This window comes from Pectobacterium jejuense, from assembly GCF_026800125.1.
Taxonomy (GTDB): domain Bacteria; phylum Pseudomonadota; class Gammaproteobacteria; order Enterobacterales; family Enterobacteriaceae; genus Pectobacterium; species Pectobacterium jejuense.
Genome location: NZ_JAPQKX010000020.1, coordinates 1 through 18582 on the forward strand (window position 1 = coordinate 1; position 18582 = coordinate 18582).

The 18582-nt window shown below is 48.8% G+C and carries 13 protein-coding genes and 4 tRNA genes; 15 read left to right on the forward strand and 2 right to left on the reverse strand.

All coding sequences use genetic code 11. The annotated features are described in order from the left end of the window. Nucleotides 1-224 precede the first annotated feature (224 nt). Together murB and birA are read left to right on the forward strand one after the other, a co-directional pair. Nucleotides 225-1262 (forward strand): UDP-N-acetylmuramate dehydrogenase, encoded by a 1038-nt coding sequence (murB, locus tag NXT09_RS21750; RefSeq protein WP_268581153.1) that lies wholly within the window; start codon nucleotides 225-227, stop codon nucleotides 1260-1262. Further along, on the forward strand, nucleotides 1259-2218 hold the full coding sequence (gene birA, locus NXT09_RS21755) for a bifunctional biotin--[acetyl-CoA-carboxylase] ligase/biotin operon repressor BirA (protein ID WP_268581141.1): 960 nt from the start codon (nucleotides 1259-1261) through the stop codon (nucleotides 2216-2218). Before murB ends, birA begins: the two co-directional genes overlap by 4 nt. A 39-nt stretch (nucleotides 2219-2257) precedes the next feature. Here the strand turns inward: birA and coaA are convergent, their stop codons facing one another. Together coaA and NXT09_RS21765 are read right to left on the reverse strand one after the other, a co-directional pair. Continuing rightward, nucleotides 2258-3208, reverse strand: coding sequence for a type I pantothenate kinase (gene coaA / locus NXT09_RS21760; RefSeq protein WP_268581142.1), 951 nt, complete (start codon nucleotides 3206-3208; stop codon nucleotides 2258-2260). Between the two features lie 211 nt (nucleotides 3209-3419). Beyond that, on the reverse strand, nucleotides 3420-3968 hold the full coding sequence (locus tag NXT09_RS21765) for a GNAT family N-acetyltransferase (RefSeq protein ID WP_268581143.1): 549 nt from the start codon (nucleotides 3966-3968) through the stop codon (nucleotides 3420-3422). Between the two features lie 331 nt (nucleotides 3969-4299). On the opposite strand from NXT09_RS21765, the gene NXT09_RS21770 reads away from it, so the two are divergent. The 13 genes from NXT09_RS21770 to rpoC all read left to right on the forward strand — a co-directional run bounded on the left by NXT09_RS21770 (nucleotide 4300) and on the right by rpoC (nucleotide 18451). Further along, a tRNA-Thr gene (locus tag NXT09_RS21770) sits at nucleotides 4300-4375 on the forward strand. A 15-nt stretch (nucleotides 4376-4390) separates the two neighbouring features. Then, nucleotides 4391-4475, forward strand: a tRNA-Tyr gene (locus tag NXT09_RS21775). A 130-nt stretch (nucleotides 4476-4605) separates the two neighbouring features. Continuing rightward, nucleotides 4606-4680: transfer RNA gene (locus NXT09_RS21780), tRNA-Gly, on the forward strand. A 6-nt stretch (nucleotides 4681-4686) separates the two neighbouring features. Beyond that, nucleotides 4687-4762 (forward strand) — tRNA-Thr (locus NXT09_RS21785). A gap of 107 nt (nucleotides 4763-4869) precedes the next feature. Next, complete coding sequence (gene tuf, locus NXT09_RS21790) at nucleotides 4870-6054, forward strand: elongation factor Tu (RefSeq protein WP_039518345.1); 1185 nt, start codon at nucleotides 4870-4872, stop codon at nucleotides 6052-6054. Nucleotides 6055-6291: 237 nt separating this feature from the next. Continuing rightward, nucleotides 6292-6675, forward strand: coding sequence for a preprotein translocase subunit SecE (secE, locus tag NXT09_RS21795; protein WP_010285488.1), 384 nt, complete (start codon nucleotides 6292-6294; stop codon nucleotides 6673-6675). Nucleotide 6676: 1 nt separating this feature from the next. After that, the gene (gene nusG, locus NXT09_RS21800) at nucleotides 6677-7222 is read left to right on the forward strand and encodes a transcription termination/antitermination protein NusG (RefSeq protein WP_005970339.1); all 546 of its coding nucleotides are present in this window, start codon (nucleotides 6677-6679) and stop codon (nucleotides 7220-7222) included. Between the two features lie 162 nt (nucleotides 7223-7384). After that, nucleotides 7385-7813, forward strand: coding sequence for a 50S ribosomal protein L11 (gene rplK / locus NXT09_RS21805; RefSeq protein ID WP_005970337.1), 429 nt, complete (start codon nucleotides 7385-7387; stop codon nucleotides 7811-7813). 3 nt (nucleotides 7814-7816) lie between these two features. Further along, nucleotides 7817-8521: a 50S ribosomal protein L1 gene (rplA, locus tag NXT09_RS21810; protein WP_010285494.1), complete on the forward strand. Its 705-nt coding sequence runs from the start codon at nucleotides 7817-7819 to the stop codon at nucleotides 8519-8521. A 314-nt stretch (nucleotides 8522-8835) separates the two neighbouring features. Continuing rightward, complete coding sequence (rplJ, locus tag NXT09_RS21815) at nucleotides 8836-9333, forward strand: 50S ribosomal protein L10 (protein ID WP_010285495.1); 498 nt, start codon at nucleotides 8836-8838, stop codon at nucleotides 9331-9333. Nucleotides 9334-9399: 66 nt separating this feature from the next. After that, nucleotides 9400-9765: a 50S ribosomal protein L7/L12 gene (gene rplL, locus NXT09_RS21820; protein ID WP_010285496.1), complete on the forward strand. Its 366-nt coding sequence runs from the start codon at nucleotides 9400-9402 to the stop codon at nucleotides 9763-9765. 327 nt (nucleotides 9766-10092) lie between these two features. Then, nucleotides 10093-14121, forward strand: a complete 4029-nt coding sequence (gene rpoB, locus NXT09_RS21825) for a DNA-directed RNA polymerase subunit beta (RefSeq protein ID WP_039281880.1) — start codon at nucleotides 10093-10095, stop codon at nucleotides 14119-14121. A gap of 106 nt (nucleotides 14122-14227) precedes the next feature. Continuing rightward, nucleotides 14228-18451: a DNA-directed RNA polymerase subunit beta' gene (gene rpoC, locus NXT09_RS21830; RefSeq protein ID WP_205555306.1), complete on the forward strand. Its 4224-nt coding sequence runs from the start codon at nucleotides 14228-14230 to the stop codon at nucleotides 18449-18451. Nucleotides 18452-18582: the final 131 nt, after the last annotated feature.

Below are 18582 nucleotides of genomic sequence, written 5' to 3' on the forward strand. Positions count from 1 at the left end.
AGTGAAACGCCGTAGCGCCGATGGTAGTGTGGGGCTTCCCCATGTGAGAGTAGGGAACTGCCAGGCATCAAATAAGTAGAAAGCCCTCGTCGAAAGACGAGGGCTTTTTGCTATGCACACGTTGCAGAGTGCTTATTTTACGTGTATCCCGTGTTGAAAGACCGCCGCTATCTTGCGTAGATCAGGTAGACTATGTGATATCTGAATTAGTAGGTATTTCTATCATGGCGTCGAGCGCTATTTCATTAAAGTCTTATAACTCTTTCTCATTACCTGTTTCCGCATCTTGTATTAAGGTTGCGGATACTCAGGAGAAATTGATTGAAGGATGGCGCGTCGCCAGCGCATCACAAGAGCCGATTTTGTTGCTAGGGGAAGGGAGTAATGTTCTTTTTCTTGAAGATTTTTTAGGTACCATTCTGCTAAATCGGCTCAAGGGTATAGATATTCGAGAAGAAAGCGATGGCTGGTATCTTCATGTTGGTGCAGGTGAGAATTGGCATCAATTAGTTGAATATACGCTTAAGCGTGGCATTGCTGGGTTAGAAAATCTGGCATTAATTCCCGGATGTGTGGGTTCCGCACCGATACAGAATATCGGTGCGTACGGTATCGAATTACAGCATGTTTGTGATTATGTTGACGTGTTGGATCTGGCTGAAAGTAAAGTCATACGTTTTACGTCTGAGGAATGCCAGTTCGATTACCGTGAAAGCATATTTAAGCATCAATACCGCTCTGGGTTTGCGATTACCGCAGTAGGGTTCTTTTTAAAGAAAGAGTGGAACCCAGTACTTAACTACGGCGATTTGGCAAAACTGAATCCTGAAACTGTGACGCCACAGCAGGTATTTGATTCTGTATGTCATATGCGTCGGAGTAAACTCCCAGATCCTGTAGTGACAGGTAATGCTGGTAGCTTCTTCAAAAATCCAATAATAACACAACAGCATGCTGAACGTATTTTACGAGAGTATCCGAATGCTCCTCAGTATTTACAAGCCGATGGTAACGTTAAATTGGCAGCTGGATGGTTAATTGATCAGTGCAACCTTAAAGGATTCCAGCTTGGTGGTGCCGCTGTTCACGAGAAACAGGCATTAGTTCTGATTAATAAAAATAATGCAAAAAGTTCAGATATTGTTGAATTAGCTCGTTACGTCCGTAACCAGGTTTCTGAAAAATTCTCCATACAGCTGGAACCTGAAGTTCGCTTTATTGCTGCGCATGGAGAGGTCAATGCCATCGAGGTATTATCATGAAAGATATTACAGTTCCTCTTAAGTTGATTAAAATCCTCTCTGATGGGGAGTTTTATTCCGGTGAGTTACTGGGCGAAATGATGGGGATGAGTCGGGCTGCGATTAATAAACATATTCAAACTATACGCGATTGGGGAATTGATGTTTTTACTGTGACGGGCAAGGGCTATTCTTTACCTGCGCCTATGCAGTTATTAGATGAGGAGGCTATCCTCAAGCACCTACCAGAAGGTGGAGTAACAGTTTTACCTGTCGTTGATTCTACTAATCAGTATATTTTAGACCGGTTGGACACCTTATCCTCCGGTGATGCATGTCTTGCTGAATATCAGCAATCTGGGCGTGGTCGTCGGGGGCGGCAATGGTTTTCGCCCTTTGGTGCGAATTTATATTTGTCCCTATATTGGCGCCTGGAACAGGGGCCAGCTGCAGCTGTTGGGGTTAGTCTGGTTATCGGTATCGTAATGGCTGAAGTACTGCATAAGCTTGGTGCTGATGGTGTTCGAGTCAAATGGCCTAATGATTTATACCTGAAGGATAGAAAGTTAGCTGGCATCCTTGTCGAACTGACAGGGAAAACGGGTGATGCTGCTAATTTGGTAATTGGCGCAGGTATTAATTTACAGATGAGAGAACCTGCTCCCGATACGATTAACCAGGGCTGGATAAATTTACAAGAGGCGGGTATAGCGATTAATCGTAATACTCTCGCTTCGACTCTTATCTCTGAATTAAGAAGCGCTTTGGCCGTCTTTGAACTACAAGGTCTTGAACCATTTATCCCGAGATGGGAAAAGTTGGATAACTATTTTAATCGTCCGATCCGTTTGATTATCGGTAATCGCGAAATACATGGAATAGACCGAGGAATCGATCGCCAGGGTGCATTGTTATTAGAAAATGATGGTTTGATAACGCCGTATATTGGTGGGGAAATTTCTCTGCGCGGTGCATAAAAAAGGGGGGGATTCCCCCTTTTACATATTCATTCATTTTCACTTTCTTAATCGGACACATTCAACGGCATGATTAGCGCTTTTAGTCATAATAAGACTAGCTCTCTCCCGGGTGGGAAGGATATTTTCTTTTAGATTAAGTCCATTAATCTCCTTCCATAATTGAGATGCAATGCTGACGGCTTCTTCTTTCGTCAATTTTGCATAATTATGAAAGTATGAATTTGGATTTGAGAATGCGCCTTGCCTAAACTTCAAAAAGCGATTTATATACCATGTCTGTAACAGAGTTTCAGGTGCATCCACATAGATAGAGAAATCTACAAAATCAGAAACGAAAACCCTATGTGGATCATGTGGATAGTCCATTCCGCTTTGTAAGACATTCAACCCTTCTAATATTAAAATATCAGGCTGTTCCAACACTTTATTGTTATTAGGGACGATGTCATATGTTAGATGGGAATAAGTCGGGGCTGTGACTTTGTGCGTACCTGACTTTATATCAGAAACAAATTTTACCAGGCTGTGCATATCATAGGATTGTGGAAAGCCTTTTTTCTTCATCAAGTCGCGTTCTTTTAGCACCTTATTTGGATGAAGAAATCCATCGGTTGTTATAAGTTCTACGCTGCGGTGTTCTGGCCAGCGGCTTAATAACGCTTGGAGCACACGGGCTGTGGTACTTTTCCCTACAGCGACACTACCTGCGATACCGATTATGTAAGGTATTTTTTGGCCATCGGTTCCTAAAAACTGCTCAAGCACAGCCTGACGGCGTAAATTAGAACTGATATAGAAATTGAGCAGGCGAGATAGCGGCAGATAAATTTCCGCGACTTCGTCTAGTGAAAGGTCTTCGTTAATGCCTTTGAGCTTAACGATTTCTTCCTCTGTCAGCGTTAACGGGACGGAATCGCGCAAGGCGGCCCATTGGCTGCGGTTAAATTGTAGATATGGCGTGGCCAAGGATTGCTCTCTGTTGCTCATAAGTAGTGTTCTGCCTGCTTCACAGGTAAGAAAAGGGACTCTCAGCCCAGCGAAGAAAACGGGCTATTAGTTTAGCCAACGCGATGATCGTGGCACCTTCTCTTATGTAATAAATTTTTGATAATGGGCAGGTTAACACTTTGCTGCTAGAAAGAAGAAGAGAAAATCGGTGCTGTACCCGATGCTTCTATGCTTACGCATCGGGTACTTGCTAGCTAGCGATGGCTTTACCTAAACCATTCACAGCAAAGAGGCGCTTATAATAGATCGCCGTTGGATGGTAATAGCCATCAGGTGTACAAGCATAGTCTGGCAATTCTCCCAGATGGCGATAACCCAAGGCACGATAGAACGCTTCTGCGGGAGAACCTGCTTGGGTGTCTAAGTAGAGCAGGCCCCTCTGCTGTAAAAGTGCGCTCTTTTCCAATAGCTGAATGAGTAGTCGGCCTATTCCCGCTCTTCTTATGCGGCTATGAACCAATAATTTTTGAATTTCAGCTCTGTTTTTCCCGTTTGGTTTTTGACACAACTCGAGCTGTACGCTTCCGACGATACCCTCCTCATCGCGCGCGACCCATATCATACGTTCACCGTTGGAAACGGATGTTTGCAAACTATGAAAATATTTTGTGGCTTCTTGGTGGGACAGTGGCGAATGGTATCCAACAGAAGCGCCTTTTTCTACAGCATCTATCAATAGATTAGCCAGTTCCTCACGATAGACAGGTAAGGTTGCTGCATTGAGTTGAACGGTTTTCATCGTATTTTTTCCCTTCGACAGAAATTTATTCTTAACCAAGCAAAATGCATTCCAGGTCTATTCTCTTAGAAAAGCGAGCAAAATAGCATCAGTCAGTGCAGCGACTGCTCTTCTAAAGGGCAAAATTGTATTTTTGGTGCAAGAGAAACAAGAGGACGGTTGATGGTGAAATCACCACTTTGTTGGATAGAGTTGGTGGTTCTTTGCGCTAATTCTTACTGTTACTCTAGATTTATAGCTTAATTTGGATAAAATCTAAGCGATAGCGCATTTTACGCAATTTTTTTGTTGCATCGAGCGTTCTGTCTACCTAGAATGCGCAGCACTTGAAGCCGGCTTAGCTCAGTAGGTAGAGCAACTGACTTGTAATCAGTAGGTCACCAGTTCGATTCCGGTAGCCGGCACCATCAAGTACACAATCAGGTGGGGTTCCCGAGCGGCCAAAGGGAGCAGACTGTAAATCTGCCGTCACAGACTTCGAAGGTTCGAATCCTTCCCCCACCACCAAATTCAATCCTGGAAACAGGATATTCGATACGGTAGTAAGACTAAGCCGGATCGACGAAGGCGGGGTCTATAAAATCTTATTCCTCAACTTCAAAATCTACAGAAAAATTAGGTAGCCGAGTTCCAGGATGCGGGCATCGTATAATGGCTATTACCTCAGCCTTCCAAGCTGATGATGTGGGTTCGATTCCCACTGCCCGCTCCAAGATGTGCTGATATAGCTCAGTTGGTAGAGCGCACCCTTGGTAAGGGTGAGGTCGGCAGTTCGAATCTGCCTATCAGCACCACTTCCTTTTCCTCCTCCTGATTTTCTTTCTGTGAATAAATTCAGCAAGCTATCGCTTGGTTGATGTGGTGATACCACCGATTTATCCGTGTCTTAGAGGGACAATCGATGTCTAAAGAAAAATTTGAACGTACAAAACCGCACGTTAACGTCGGTACTATCGGCCACGTTGACCATGGTAAAACAACGCTGACCGCTGCAATCACTACCGTTCTGGCTAAAACCTACGGTGGTAACGCGCGTGCATTCGACCAGATCGATAACGCACCGGAAGAAAAAGCACGTGGTATCACCATCAACACGTCTCACGTTGAATACGATACCCCAACTCGCCACTACGCGCACGTTGACTGCCCAGGACACGCCGACTATGTGAAAAACATGATCACCGGTGCTGCCCAGATGGACGGTGCGATCCTGGTTGTTGCTGCGACTGACGGCCCAATGCCTCAGACTCGTGAGCACATCCTGCTGGGTCGTCAGGTTGGCGTTCCTTTCATCATCGTGTTCCTGAACAAATGTGACATGGTTGATGACGAAGAGCTGCTGGAACTGGTTGAGATGGAAGTGCGTGAGCTGCTGTCTCAGTACGACTTCCCAGGCGACGACACCCCAGTGGTTCGTGGTTCTGCTCTGAAAGCGCTGGAAGGCGAAGCTGAGTGGGAAGCAAAAATCATCGAACTGGCAGAGCACCTGGATTCTTACATCCCAGAACCAGAGCGTGCGATTGACAAGCCGTTCCTGCTGCCAATCGAAGACGTATTCTCCATCTCCGGCCGTGGTACCGTTGTTACCGGTCGTGTAGAGCGCGGTATCGTTAAAGTCGGTGAAGAAGTTGAAATCGTTGGTATCAAAGATACTGCGAAATCTACCTGTACCGGCGTAGAAATGTTCCGCAAACTGCTGGACGAAGGTCGCGCAGGCGAGAACGTTGGTGTTCTGCTGCGTGGTATCAAGCGTGAAGAAATCGAGCGTGGCCAGGTACTGGCTAAGCCGGGTTCAATCAAGCCACACACTCAGTTCGAATCCGAAGTGTATATCCTGAGCAAAGATGAAGGCGGCCGTCATACCCCGTTCTTCAAAGGCTACCGTCCTCAGTTCTACTTCCGTACAACTGACGTAACGGGCACCATCGAACTGCCAGAAGGCGTAGAGATGGTAATGCCGGGCGACAACATCAAAATGGTTGTTACCCTGATCCACCCAATCGCGATGGACGACGGTTTGCGTTTCGCAATCCGTGAAGGCGGCCGTACAGTAGGCGCGGGCGTTGTTGCTAAAGTTATCGCTTAATCGCTGATAACATTTGACGCGACACGCGATAAAAGGGCATCATTTGATGCCCTTTTTCTACGCTGTCATGGTAGAACCTATCTCATCAGCGATTGTGAGATATAATCATTGGTGAGATAGGCTCTGTAGATACGGCGTAAATACCGAATTATTCGTTTTACAGAACATCTTTCGGTTTGGTTGCCCCGTGGTTGCGGGGCAAAGTTATTTGTCTGAATCATTGTGACAGGTTGGTTTATGAGTGCGAATACCGAAGCTCAGGATAGTGGGCGTGGCCTGGAAGTGATTAAGTGGCTAGTAGTAGGTGCCTTGCTGGTTGTTGCGATTGTTGGCAATTATTATTACCGCGAATTTAGTCTTCCTCTGCGTGCATTGGCCGTTGTTATCCTGATCGCCGCAGCCGGTGGTGTGGCACTGCTGACCACAAAAGGCAAAGCAACCGTAGCGTTTGCTCGCGAAGCGCGTACCGAAGTGCGCAAAGTAATTTGGCCGACTCGTCAGGAAACGTTACACACCACGTTAATCGTTGCCGCGGTGACTGCCGTGATGTCACTGATTTTGTGGGGACTGGATGGTATTCTGGTCCGTCTGGTATCGTTTATCACTGGCCTGAGGTTCTAAGATGTCTGAAGCTCCAAAAAAACGTTGGTACGTCGTTCAGGCGTTTTCTGGTTTTGAAGGTCGCGTAGCACAATCTCTGCGTGAACATATCAAACTCCATAATATGGAAGAGCTGTTTGGCGAAGTCATGGTTCCGACTGAAGAAGTGGTTGAGATCCGTGGTGGCCAGCGTCGCAAGAGCGAACGCAAGTTTTTCCCTGGTTATGTTTTAGTACAGATGGTAATGGAAGATGCGAGTTGGCATCTTGTACGCAGCGTACCTCGTGTGATGGGGTTCATTGGCGGCACATCTGACCGTCCTGCTCCAATCAGTGACAAAGAAGTGGATGCGATTATGAATCGTCTCCAGCAGGTTGGTGACAAGCCTCGTCCGAAAACGCTGTTTGAACCGGGTGAAATGGTTCGTGTCAACGATGGTCCATTTGCCGACTTTAACGGTGTTGTTGAAGAAGTAGACTATGAGAAGAGCCGCCTGAAGGTGTCTGTTTCTATATTTGGTCGTGCGACGCCTGTTGAACTGGACTTTGCTCAGGTCGAAAAAGGCTAATTGCCTGATAAGATTTGCTGAAAATAGCGACTTGCCTATGGCGCGAAATTAACCTATAATTTCGCGCCTTTTGTTTTTCAGTGGCCTTAACGGCGACTGAAACGTAATACAAACCACGGGGAGCCTTTTACTAGGCGCTATTACCCAATCGAGGAAAGTTAAATGGCCAAGAAAGTACAAGCCTACGTCAAGCTGCAAGTTGCAGCTGGTATGGCTAACCCGAGCCCACCGGTAGGTCCGGCTCTGGGTCAGCAAGGTGTTAACATCATGGAATTCTGTAAGGCATTCAATGCTAAAACTGAAAGCCTTGAGAAGGGTCTGCCGACTCCGGTTGTTATTACCGTTTATTCTGACCGTTCTTTCACCTTCGTTACCAAAACGCCTCCAGCAGCTGTTCTGCTGAAGAAAGCAGCTGGTATCAAGTCTGGTTCCGGCAAGCCGAACAAAGACAAAGTAGGTAAAGTAACGAGCGCTCAGGTTCGTGAAATCGCAGAAACTAAAGCTGCGGACATGACTGGTTCTGATGTAGACGCCATGGCGCGCTCTATCGCAGGTACCGCTCGTTCCATGGGCCTGGTAGTGGAGGATTAATAAATGGCTAAGCTGACCAAGCGCATGCGCGTGATCCGTGACAAAGTTGATGTAACTAAACAGTATGACATCAACGAAGCTGTTGCTCTGCTCAAAGAGCTGGCCACTGCTAAGTTCGTAGAAAGTGTAGACGTAGCTGTTAACCTCGGCATCGATGCACGTAAATCTGACCAAAACGTTCGCGGTGCAACCGTTCTGCCTCACGGCACCGGTCGTTCTGTTCGCGTCGCTGTCTTCACCCAAGGTGCAAACGCTGAAGCTGCTAAAGCCGCTGGTGCTGAATTCGTGGGCATGGAAGATCTGGCTGATCAGATCAAGAAAGGCGAAATGGGCTTTGACGTTGTTATTGCATCTCCAGATGCAATGCGCGTTGTTGGCCAATTGGGCCAGGTTCTGGGTCCACGTGGCCTTATGCCAAACCCGAAAGTGGGTACTGTAACTCCTAACGTTGCTGAAGCGGTTAACAATGCTAAAGCTGGTCAGGTTCGTTACCGTAACGACAAGAACGGCATCATCCATACCACTATCGGTAAGGTTGATTTCGATTCTAACAAATTGAAAGAAAACCTAGAGTCTCTGTTGATTGCGCTGAAAAAAGCAAAACCATCTCAGGCGAAAGGCGTGTACATCAAGAAAGTTAGTTTGTCTACCACTATGGGCGCTGGCGTTGCCATCGACCAGAGCGGTCTGAACGCTGCTGCTAACTAATAGCTTTTGTTCCGCTTTACTCGGGTGTGAGATTTACCTATAATTTTACGCCCGCTGTTCCTCAAGTGGAATGACGCAAGAATTTTCGGTTGGAGCCTGGCCTATCCAGGCCTCCGTCCAAGACCGCAGGTGTTTCGTAAGAAACTTAATTCCCTGCGTAGACGGTGACAGAGCCTAAATAACGTTTTTCTTTTTTATAAAGAATAATTTTTACTGGATTCTGCTCACCGTGTTTCAACGCTTATCTCTAATTTTGGCGATAAGTGAAGTGAGTTCCGGAGAGTTTCTCCGGCTAAATCCAGGAGCAAAAGCTAATGGCATTAAATCTTCAAGACAAACAAGCGATTGTTGCTGAAGTCAGCGAAGTAGCCAAAGGTGCGCTGTCTGCGGTTGTTGCGGATTCCCGTGGCGTTACCGTTGATAAAATGACCGAACTGCGTAAAGCAGCGCGTGAAGCTGGCGTTTACATGCGTGTTGTTCGTAACACCCTGCTGCGCCGCGTTGTTGAAGGTACTCAATTTGAGTGCCTGAAAGACACGTTTGTCGGTCCGACCCTGATTGCATATTCTCTGGAACACCCGGGCGCTGCTGCTCGTTTGTTCAAAGAGTTCGCGAAAGCGAATGCAAAATTCGAGGTCAAAGCTGCAGCCTTTGAAGGTGAGCTGATCCCGGCGGCTCAAATTGACCGTCTGGCAACGCTGCCGACTTACGAAGAAGCACTGGCACGTCTGATGTCGACCATGAAAGAAGCCGCTGCAGGCAAACTGGTCCGCACTCTGGCTGCTGTTCGCGATGCAAAAGAAGCTGCGTAATAGCGCTTTCTTTTCTAACGTACTTGCTAACGTATAAACTATTTCTGATTCTTAGGAACAATTGTTATGTCTATCACTAAAGATCAAATTCTGGAAGCAGTAGCAGCTATGTCTGTAATGGATGTTGTTGAGCTGGTTTCTGCTATGGAAGAAAAATTCGGTGTTTCTGCTGCTGCTGCTGTAGCTGTTGCTGCTGGCCCAGCTGAAGTTGCTGAAGAAAAAACTGAGTTCGACGTTGTGCTGAAAGCTATCGGCGCTAACAAAGTTGCTGTAATCAAAGCTGTTCGCGGCGCAACTGGTCTGGGCCTGAAAGAAGCCAAAGATCTGGTTGAATCTGCACCTGCAGTTCTGAAAGAAGGCGTGAGCAAAGATGACGCTGAAGCACTGAAAAAATCACTGGAAGAAGCTGGCGCAGAAGTTGAAGTTAAATAAGCCAACCTTTCAGGTTGCAGCCTGATTTATTAGGCTGATGGCTGGTGACTTTTTAGTCACCAGCCTTTTTGCGCTGTAGGGCATCAATGGGGTTTCACACTGTTTAGCCATTGATTTCTCCCAATATTTTTTTCTATTGACGACTTAATATACTGCTTTCCTGCATGGGCTCCATGCCTAAGCAAGAGCAACGAAATGGTTTAAGAGTAATAGAAAGACGTATTACGGAAAGTTCTCTATTTTCCGACCAACATAAATAGTGTTGCATGAACTGTCCTTGTTAGGGCAGACAGAGTGGTTCGACTTGTCAGCTAGCTGAGGAACCCTATGGTTTACTCCTATACCGAGAAAAAACGCATTCGTAAGGATTTTGGTAAACGTCCACAGGTTTTGGACATACCTTATCTCCTTTCTATCCAACTTGACTCGTTCCAGAAGTTTATCGAGCAAGACCCGGAAGGTCAGTACGGTTTGGAAGCTGCATTCCGTTCTGTTTTCCCTATAAAAAGCTATAGCGGTAATTCAGAGCTGCAATACGTTAGCTATCGCTTGGGCGAGCCAGTATTTGACGTTAAAGAATGTCAGATCCGTGGTGTGACGTTCTCTGCGCCGCTACGCGTAAAACTGCGCCTGGTGATCTACGAGCGCGAAGCGCCTGAAGGCACCGTTAAAGACATCAAAGAACAAGAAGTTTACATGGGCGAAATTCCGCTCATGACCGATAACGGTACCTTCGTGATCAACGGTACTGAGCGCGTAATCGTGTCTCAGTTGCACCGTAGTCCAGGTGTGTTCTTCGATAGCGACAAAGGTAAAACCCACTCTTCAGGTAAGGTGCTGTATAACGCACGTATTATTCCTTACCGTGGTTCCTGGCTGGATTTCGAGTTTGATCCGAAGGATAACCTGTTTGTCCGTATCGACCGTCGTCGCAAATTGCCTGCGACCATTATCCTGCGCGCGCTGGGTTATTCCACCGAACAGATTCTCGATCTTTTCTTCGACAAAATTGTCTATGAAATCAATGGCAATAAATTGCAGATGGATCTGGTTCCTGAGCGCCTGCGTGGTGAAACCGCATCGTTTGATATCGAAGCGAACGGTAAAGTTTATATCGAAAAAGGTCGCCGCATCACTGCGCGTCATATCCGTCAGTTAGAGAAAGACGGCATTGAGCGCATTGAAGTGCCTGTTGAATATATCGCTGGCAAAGTACTGTCCAAAGATTATATCGACGAGAGCACCGGTGAACTGATCGGCGCAGCCAACATGGAGCTGTCGCTGGATCTGCTGGCTAAACTGAGCCAGTCTGGTCACAAACGTATTGAGACTCTGTTCACCAACGATCTCGATCACGGTGCATACATGTCTGAAACCGTGCGCGTCGATCCGTCAAACGATCGCCTGAGTGCATTGGTTGAAATCTATCGCATGATGCGTCCTGGTGAGCCACCAACGCGTGAAGCAGCAGAAACGCTGTTTGAGAACCTGTTCTTCTCTGAAGACCGCTACGATCTGTCTGCGGTTGGTCGTATGAAGTTCAACCGTTCTCTGCTACGTGATGAGATCGAAGGTTCCGGTATCCTGAGCAAAGATGACATCATCGAAGTGATGAAGAAGCTCATTGATATCCGTAACGGTAAAGGCGAAGTGGATGATATCGACCACCTCGGCAACCGTCGTATCCGTTCCGTCGGCGAAATGGCAGAAAACCAATTCCGCGTTGGTCTGGTGCGTGTAGAACGTGCTGTAAAAGAGCGTCTGTCTCTGGGCGACCTTGATACGCTGATGCCACAGGACATGATCAACGCCAAGCCGATTTCGGCTGCCGTTAAAGAGTTCTTCGGCTCAAGTCAGCTGTCACAGTTTATGGACCAGAACAACCCGCTGTCCGAGATTACGCACAAACGTCGTATCTCTGCATTGGGTCCAGGCGGTCTGACGCGTGAACGTGCTGGCTTTGAAGTTCGTGACGTACACCCGACTCACTACGGCCGCGTTTGTCCTATCGAAACGCCGGAAGGTCCGAACATCGGTCTGATCAACTCCCTGTCCGTTTATGCGCAAACGAACGAATACGGTTTCCTTGAAACCCCGTATCGTCGCGTGCGTGACAACGTGGTGACGGATGAGATCCATTACCTGTCTGCGATTGAAGAAGGTAACTTCGTTATCGCACAGGCGAACACCAATTTGGACGAAGAAGGCCGCTTCATCGACGAACTGGTTACCTGCCGTAACAAAGGCGAGTCCAGCTTGTTCAGCCGCGATCAGGTTGAATACATGGACGTTTCCACACAGCAGGTGGTTTCCGTCGGTGCATCCCTGATTCCGTTCCTGGAACACGATGACGCCAACCGTGCCCTGATGGGTGCGAACATGCAACGTCAGGCCGTTCCGACTCTGCGCGCTGATAAGCCGCTGGTTGGTACTGGTATGGAACGTGCTGTTGCAGTTGACTCCGGTGTAACTGCCGTAGCCAAACGTGGTGGTACAGTACAGTACGTGGATGCATCCCGTATTGTAATCCGCGTTAATGACGATGAAATGTATCCGGGCGAAGCCGGGATCGACATCTATAACCTGACCAAATATACCCGTTCGAACCAGAACACCTGCATCAGCCAGATGCCATGTGTGTCTCTAGGTGAGCCGGTAGAACGTGGTGACGTTCTGGCAGATGGCCCGTCCACCGATCTGGGTGAACTGGCGCTGGGTCAGAACATGCGCGTGGCATTCATGCCATGGAATGGTTACAACTTCGAAGACTCCATCCTCGTTTCCGAGCGTGTGGTTCAGGAAGATCGCTTTACGACCATCCACATTCAGGAACTGGCCTGTGTGTCTCGTGACACCAAGTTGGGGCCTGAAGAAATTACTGCGGACATCCCGAACGTGGGTGAAGCAGCACTTTCTAAACTGGATGAATCCGGCATTGTTTATATCGGTGCTGAAGTGACCGGTGGTGACATTCTGGTTGGTAAGGTAACGCCGAAAGGTGAAACCCAGCTGACGCCAGAAGAGAAACTGCTGCGTGCGATCTTCGGTGAGAAAGCGTCTGACGTTAAAGACTCTTCTCTGCGTGTACCAAACGGTGTTTCCGGTACGATTATCGACGTACAGGTCTTTACCCGCGATGGCGTGGAAAAAGACAAACGTGCGTTGGAAATCGAAGAAATGCAGCTGAAGCAGGCGAAGAAAGACCTGACTGAAGAATTGCAGATTCTGGAAGCGGGCCTGTTTGCACGTATCCACGCTGTGCTGGTTTCCGGCGGCGTAGAAGCTGACAAACTGGACAAACTGCCGCGCGAGCGCTGGTTGGAACTGGGTCTGACTGATGAAGATAAACAGAATCAGTTGGAACAGCTGGCAGAACAGTATGATGAGCTGAAGCACGAGTTTGAGAAAAAACTCGAAGCTAAGCGCCGTAAAATCACCCAAGGCGATGATCTGGCACCAGGCGTGCTGAAAATCGTTAAGGTTTATCTGGCCGTTAAACGTCAGATCCAACCGGGTGACAAGATGGCAGGTCGTCACGGGAACAAAGGTGTTATCTCCAAGATCAACCCGATCGAAGATATGCCTTACGATGAGAACGGTACGCCGGTCGATATCGTACTGAACCCGCTGGGCGTACCTTCACGTATGAACATTGGTCAGATTCTGGAAACCCACCTGGGTATGGCTGCAAAAGGCATAGGCGAGAAAATCAACGCCATGCTCAAGCAGCACGAAGAAGTGACTAAACTGCGTGAGTTCATCCAGAGAGCCTATGACCTGGGCGACGATGTGCGTCAAAAAGTCGACCTGAGCACTTTCTCAGACGAAGAAGTGATGCGTCTGGCTGAAAACCTGAAAAAAGGTATGCCAATTGCAACGCCGGTATTCGACGGTGCAAAAGAGAAAGAAATCAAGGAACTGTTGCAGATGGGCGGTATCCCTACCTCCGGTCAGATTACCCTGTACGATGGACGTACCGGTGAGCAATTTGAGCGTCAGGTTACAGTGGGCTACATGTACATGCTGAAACTGAACCACTTGGTTGACGATAAGATGCATGCCCGTTCCACCGGTTCTTATAGCCTGGTTACTCAGCAGCCGCTGGGTGGTAAGGCGCAGTTCGGTGGTCAACGCTTCGGTGAGATGGAAGTGTGGGCGCTGGAAGCTTATGGTGCAGCTTATACCCTGCAAGAAATGTTGACCGTTAAGTCTGATGACGTGAACGGCCGTACCAAGATGTATAAAAACATCGTGGATGGCAATCATCAGATGGAACCAGGCATGCCGGAATCCTTCAACGTATTGTTGAAAGAAATCCGCTCGCTGGGTATCAACATCGAGCTGGAAGAAGAGTAATCCCAGCTCGTTGTATTGCTGGCATTCGTCATAGGGACACCTGAATTGTGTTTTTAACGGCATGGTTCAGGTGTCTATCAGGTCTAACTCCGACAGGAGCCAATCCGTGAAAGACTTATTAAAGTTTCTGAAAGCGCAAACTAAAACCGAAGAGTTTGATGCGATCAAAATTGCTCTGGCCTCGCCAGACATGATCCGTTCGTGGTCTTTTGGTGAAGTTAAAAAGCCAGAAACCATTAACTACCGTACGTTCAAACCTGAACGTGACGGCCTTTTCTGCGCCCGTATCTTTGGGCCGGTAAAAGATTATGAGTGCTTGTGCGGTAAGTATAAGCGCCTGAAACACCGCGGTGTTATTTGTGAGAAGTGCGGCGTTGAAGTGACCCAGACTAAAGTGCGCCGTGAGCGTATGGGCCACATCGAGCTGGCTTCTCCGACTGCGCACATCTGGTTCCTGAAGTCACTGCCTTCCCGTATCGGTTTGCTGCTGGATATGCCGCTGCGTGATATCGAACGCGTGCTTTATTTTGAATCTTATGTCGTGGTTGAAGGCGGCATGACCAACCTTGAGCGCCGTCAGATCCTGACTGAAGAGCAGTATCTGGATGCGCTGGAAGAGTTTGGTGATGAATTCGACGCGAAAATGGGCGCTGAAGCGATCCAGGCTCTGCTGAAGAATATGGATCTGGAGCAGGAATGCGAGCAGCTGCGTGAAGAGCTGACCGAAACCAACTCCGAAACCAAACGTAAGAAGCTGACGAAGCGTATTAAGCTGCTGGAAGCGTTCGTACAGTCTGGTAACAAGCCAGAGTGGATGATCCTGACCGTTCTGCCGGTACTGCCGCCAGATCTGCGTCCGTTGGTTCCGCTGGATGGTGGTCGTTTTGCGACTTCCGACCTGAACGATCTGTATCGTCGCGTGATCAACCGTAACAACCGTTTGAAACGTCTGCTGGATCTGGCTGCGCCAGACATCATCGTACGTAACGAAAAACGTATGTTGCAGGAAGCGGTTGATGCCCTGCTGGATAACGGCCGTCGCGGTCGTGCGATCACCGGTTCTAACAAACGTCCTCTGAAATCTTTGGCCGACATGATCAAAGGTAAACAGGGTCGTTTCCGTCAGAACCTGCTCGGTAAGCGTGTTGACTACTCCGGTCGTTCCGTTATCACCGTTGGTCCATACCTGCGTCTGCACCAGTGTGGTCTGCCGAAGAAAATGGCACTGGAGCTGTTCAAACCGTTCATCTACGGCAAGCTGGAACTGCGTGGTCTTGCTACCACCATTAAAGCAGCCAAGAAAATGGTTGAGCGCGAAGAAGCTGTCGTATGGGATATCCTGGACGAAGTTATCCGCGAACACCCGGTACTGCTGAACCGTGCACCAACACTGCACCGTTTGGGTATCCAGGCATTTGAACCGGTACTGATCGAAGGTAAAGCGATCCAGCTGCACCCGCTGGTTTGTGCGGCCTATAACGCCGACTTCGACGGTGACCAGATGGCTGTACACGTACCGTTGACGCTGGAAGCCCAGCTGGAAGCGCGTGCGTTGATGATGTCGACCAACAACATCCTGTCCCCTGCGAATGGTGAGCCAATCATCGTTCCTTCTCAGGACGTGGTATTGGGTCTGTATTACATGACGCGTGACTGTGTTAACGCCAAAGGCGAAGGCATGGTGCTCACGGGTCCGAAAGAAGCTGAACGCGTTTATCGCGCCGGTCTGGCCTCTCTGCATGCGCGCGTTAAAGTGCGTATCACAGAAGAGATCAAGAGCATCGAAGGCGATGTTACGCATCAGACGTCGATTATTGATACGACTATCGGTCGCGCCATCCTGTGGATGATCGTACCGAAAGGTCTGCCGTACTCGATCGTTAACCAGCCTCTGGGCAAGAAAGCGATCTCCAAAATGCTGAACACCTGTTACCGCATTTTGGGTCTGAAACCGACAGTTATCTTCGCTGACCAGACTATGTACACCGGTTTTGCTTACGCGGCGCGCTCTGGTGCTTCCGTAGGTATCGATGACATGGTTATCCCGGAGAAAAAAGCCGAGATTATCGAAGAAGCCGAAACCGAAGTTGCCGAGATTCAGGAGCAGTTCCAGTCTGGTCTGGTTACCGCGGGCGAACGCTATAACAAAGTGATCGATATTTGGGCGGCGGCGAACGAACGTGTTGCGAAAGCGATGATGGAAAACCTGTCCGTTGAGGATGTGGTTAACCGTGATGGCGTGGTTGAGCAGCAGGTTTCTTTCAACAGTATCTTTATGATGGCCGACTCCGGTGCGCGTGGTTCTGCGGCACAGATTCGTCAGTTGGCGGGTATGCGTGGTCTGATGGCGAAACCAGATGGTTCGATCATCGAGACGCCAATTACCGCAAACTTCCGTGAAGGTTTGAACGTACTCCAGTACTTCATCTCAACGCACGGTGCGCGTAAAGGTCTGGCGGATACCGCACTGAAAACAGCGAACTCCGGTTATCTGACTCGTCGTCTGGTTGACGTTGCGCAGGATCTGGTTGTGACCGAAGACGATTGTGGTACCCACGAAGGTATCATGATGACGCCGGTTATCGAGGGTGGTGATGTTAAAGAGCCACTGCGTGAGCGCGTACTGGGTCGTGTAACGGCTGAAGACGTGATCAAACCGGGCACAGCGGACATTCTGGTTCCACGTAACACGCTGCTGAATGAGCAGTGGTGTGACATGTTGGAAGAGAACTCCGTTGACGCCGTTAAAGTACGTTCAGTCGTAAGCTGCGAAACCGACTTTGGCGTGTGCGCCAACTGCTACGGTCGCGACCTGGCTCGTGGTCATATCATCAACAAAGGTGAGGCCATCGGGGTTATCGCGGCACAGTCCATCGGTGAACCAGGTACACAGTTAACCATGCGTACGTTCCACATCGGTGGTGCGGCATCGCGTGCGGCAGCTGAGTCCAGCATTCAGGTGAAAAACAAAGGTAGCCTGAAACTGAGCAACGCGAAGTTCGTTGTGAACAGCAACGGTAAACTGGTTATTACTTCACGTAATACCGAACTGAAACTGATCGACGAATTCGGACGTACGAAAGAAAGCTATAAAGTGCCTTACGGTGCGGCAATGGCGAAAGGCGATGGTGCAGAAGTTAGCGGTGGCGAAACCGTAGCTAACTGGGACCCGCATACCATGCCAGTTATCACCGAAGTGAGCGGTAACATTCGCTTCACCGACATGATTGATGGCCAGACGATTACTCGTCAAACCGACGAACTGACTGGTTTGTCCTCTATCGTGGTTCTGGATAGTGCAGAGCGTACCGGTAGCGGTAAAGACCTGCGTCCGGCACTGAAAATCGTTGATGACAAAGGCGAAGATGTACTGATTCCAGGTACGGATATGCCTGCTCAGTACTTCCTGCCGGGTAAAGCGATCGTGCAGTTGGAAGACGGCGTGAAAATCAGCGGCGGTGATACTTTGGCGCGTATTCCTCAGGAATCCGGCGGTACCAAGGATATTACCGGTGGTCTGCCACGCGTAGCCGACCTGTTCGAAGCTCGTCGTCCGAAAGAGCCAGCTATTCTGGCAGAAATCAGCGGTATCATTTCCTTCGGTAAAGAAACCAAAGGTAAACGCCGTCTGGTAATTTCTCCGTTGGATGGCAGCGATGCTTACGAAGAGATGATTCCGAAATGGCGTCAGCTCAACGTGTTCGAAGGTGAAGTGGTGGAACGTGGTGACGTTGTTTCCGACGGCCCAGAGTCTCCGCACGATATCCTGCGTCTGCGTGGTGTACATGCAGTAACGCGTTATATCACCAACGAAGTTCAGGAAGTTTACCGTCTGCAAGGCGTTAAGATTAACGATAAACACATCGAAGTTATCGTTCGTCAGATGTTGCGTAAAGGCACCATCGTTAGCGCGGGCAGCACGGAGTTCCTGGAAGGCGAACAGGCTGAAGTGTCTCGCATCAAAATTGCCAACCGTCAGTTGGAAGCGGATGGCAAGATCACGGCAACATACAGCCGCGATCTGCTGGGTATCACCAAAGCATCTCTGGCGACCGAGTCCTTCATTTCTGCGGCATCGTTCCAGGAAACCACTCGCGTACTGACCGAAGCCGCTGTTGCGGGTAAACGTGATGAACTGCGTGGCCTGAAAGAGAACGTTATCGTAGGTCGTCTGATCCCAGCGGGTACAGGTTATGCGTACCATCAGGATCGTATGCGCCGCCGTCAGGCGGGTGAAGCGCCAGTCGTGCCTCAGGTGAGTGCCGATGAAGCTTCTGCTAACCTGGCTGAACTGTTGAACGCAGGCTTTGGTAGCAGCGACGACGAATAAGTCTTTGTGCGCTGCGCTATCATGCGGTAAATAACAGAAACCCCGACTATGATGGTCGGGGTTTTTTTATGGCTGATTCCCTGTGGACGACCCGTCGCAAGCGACGTAAGCATGTCTTCCTGAAATTTTTT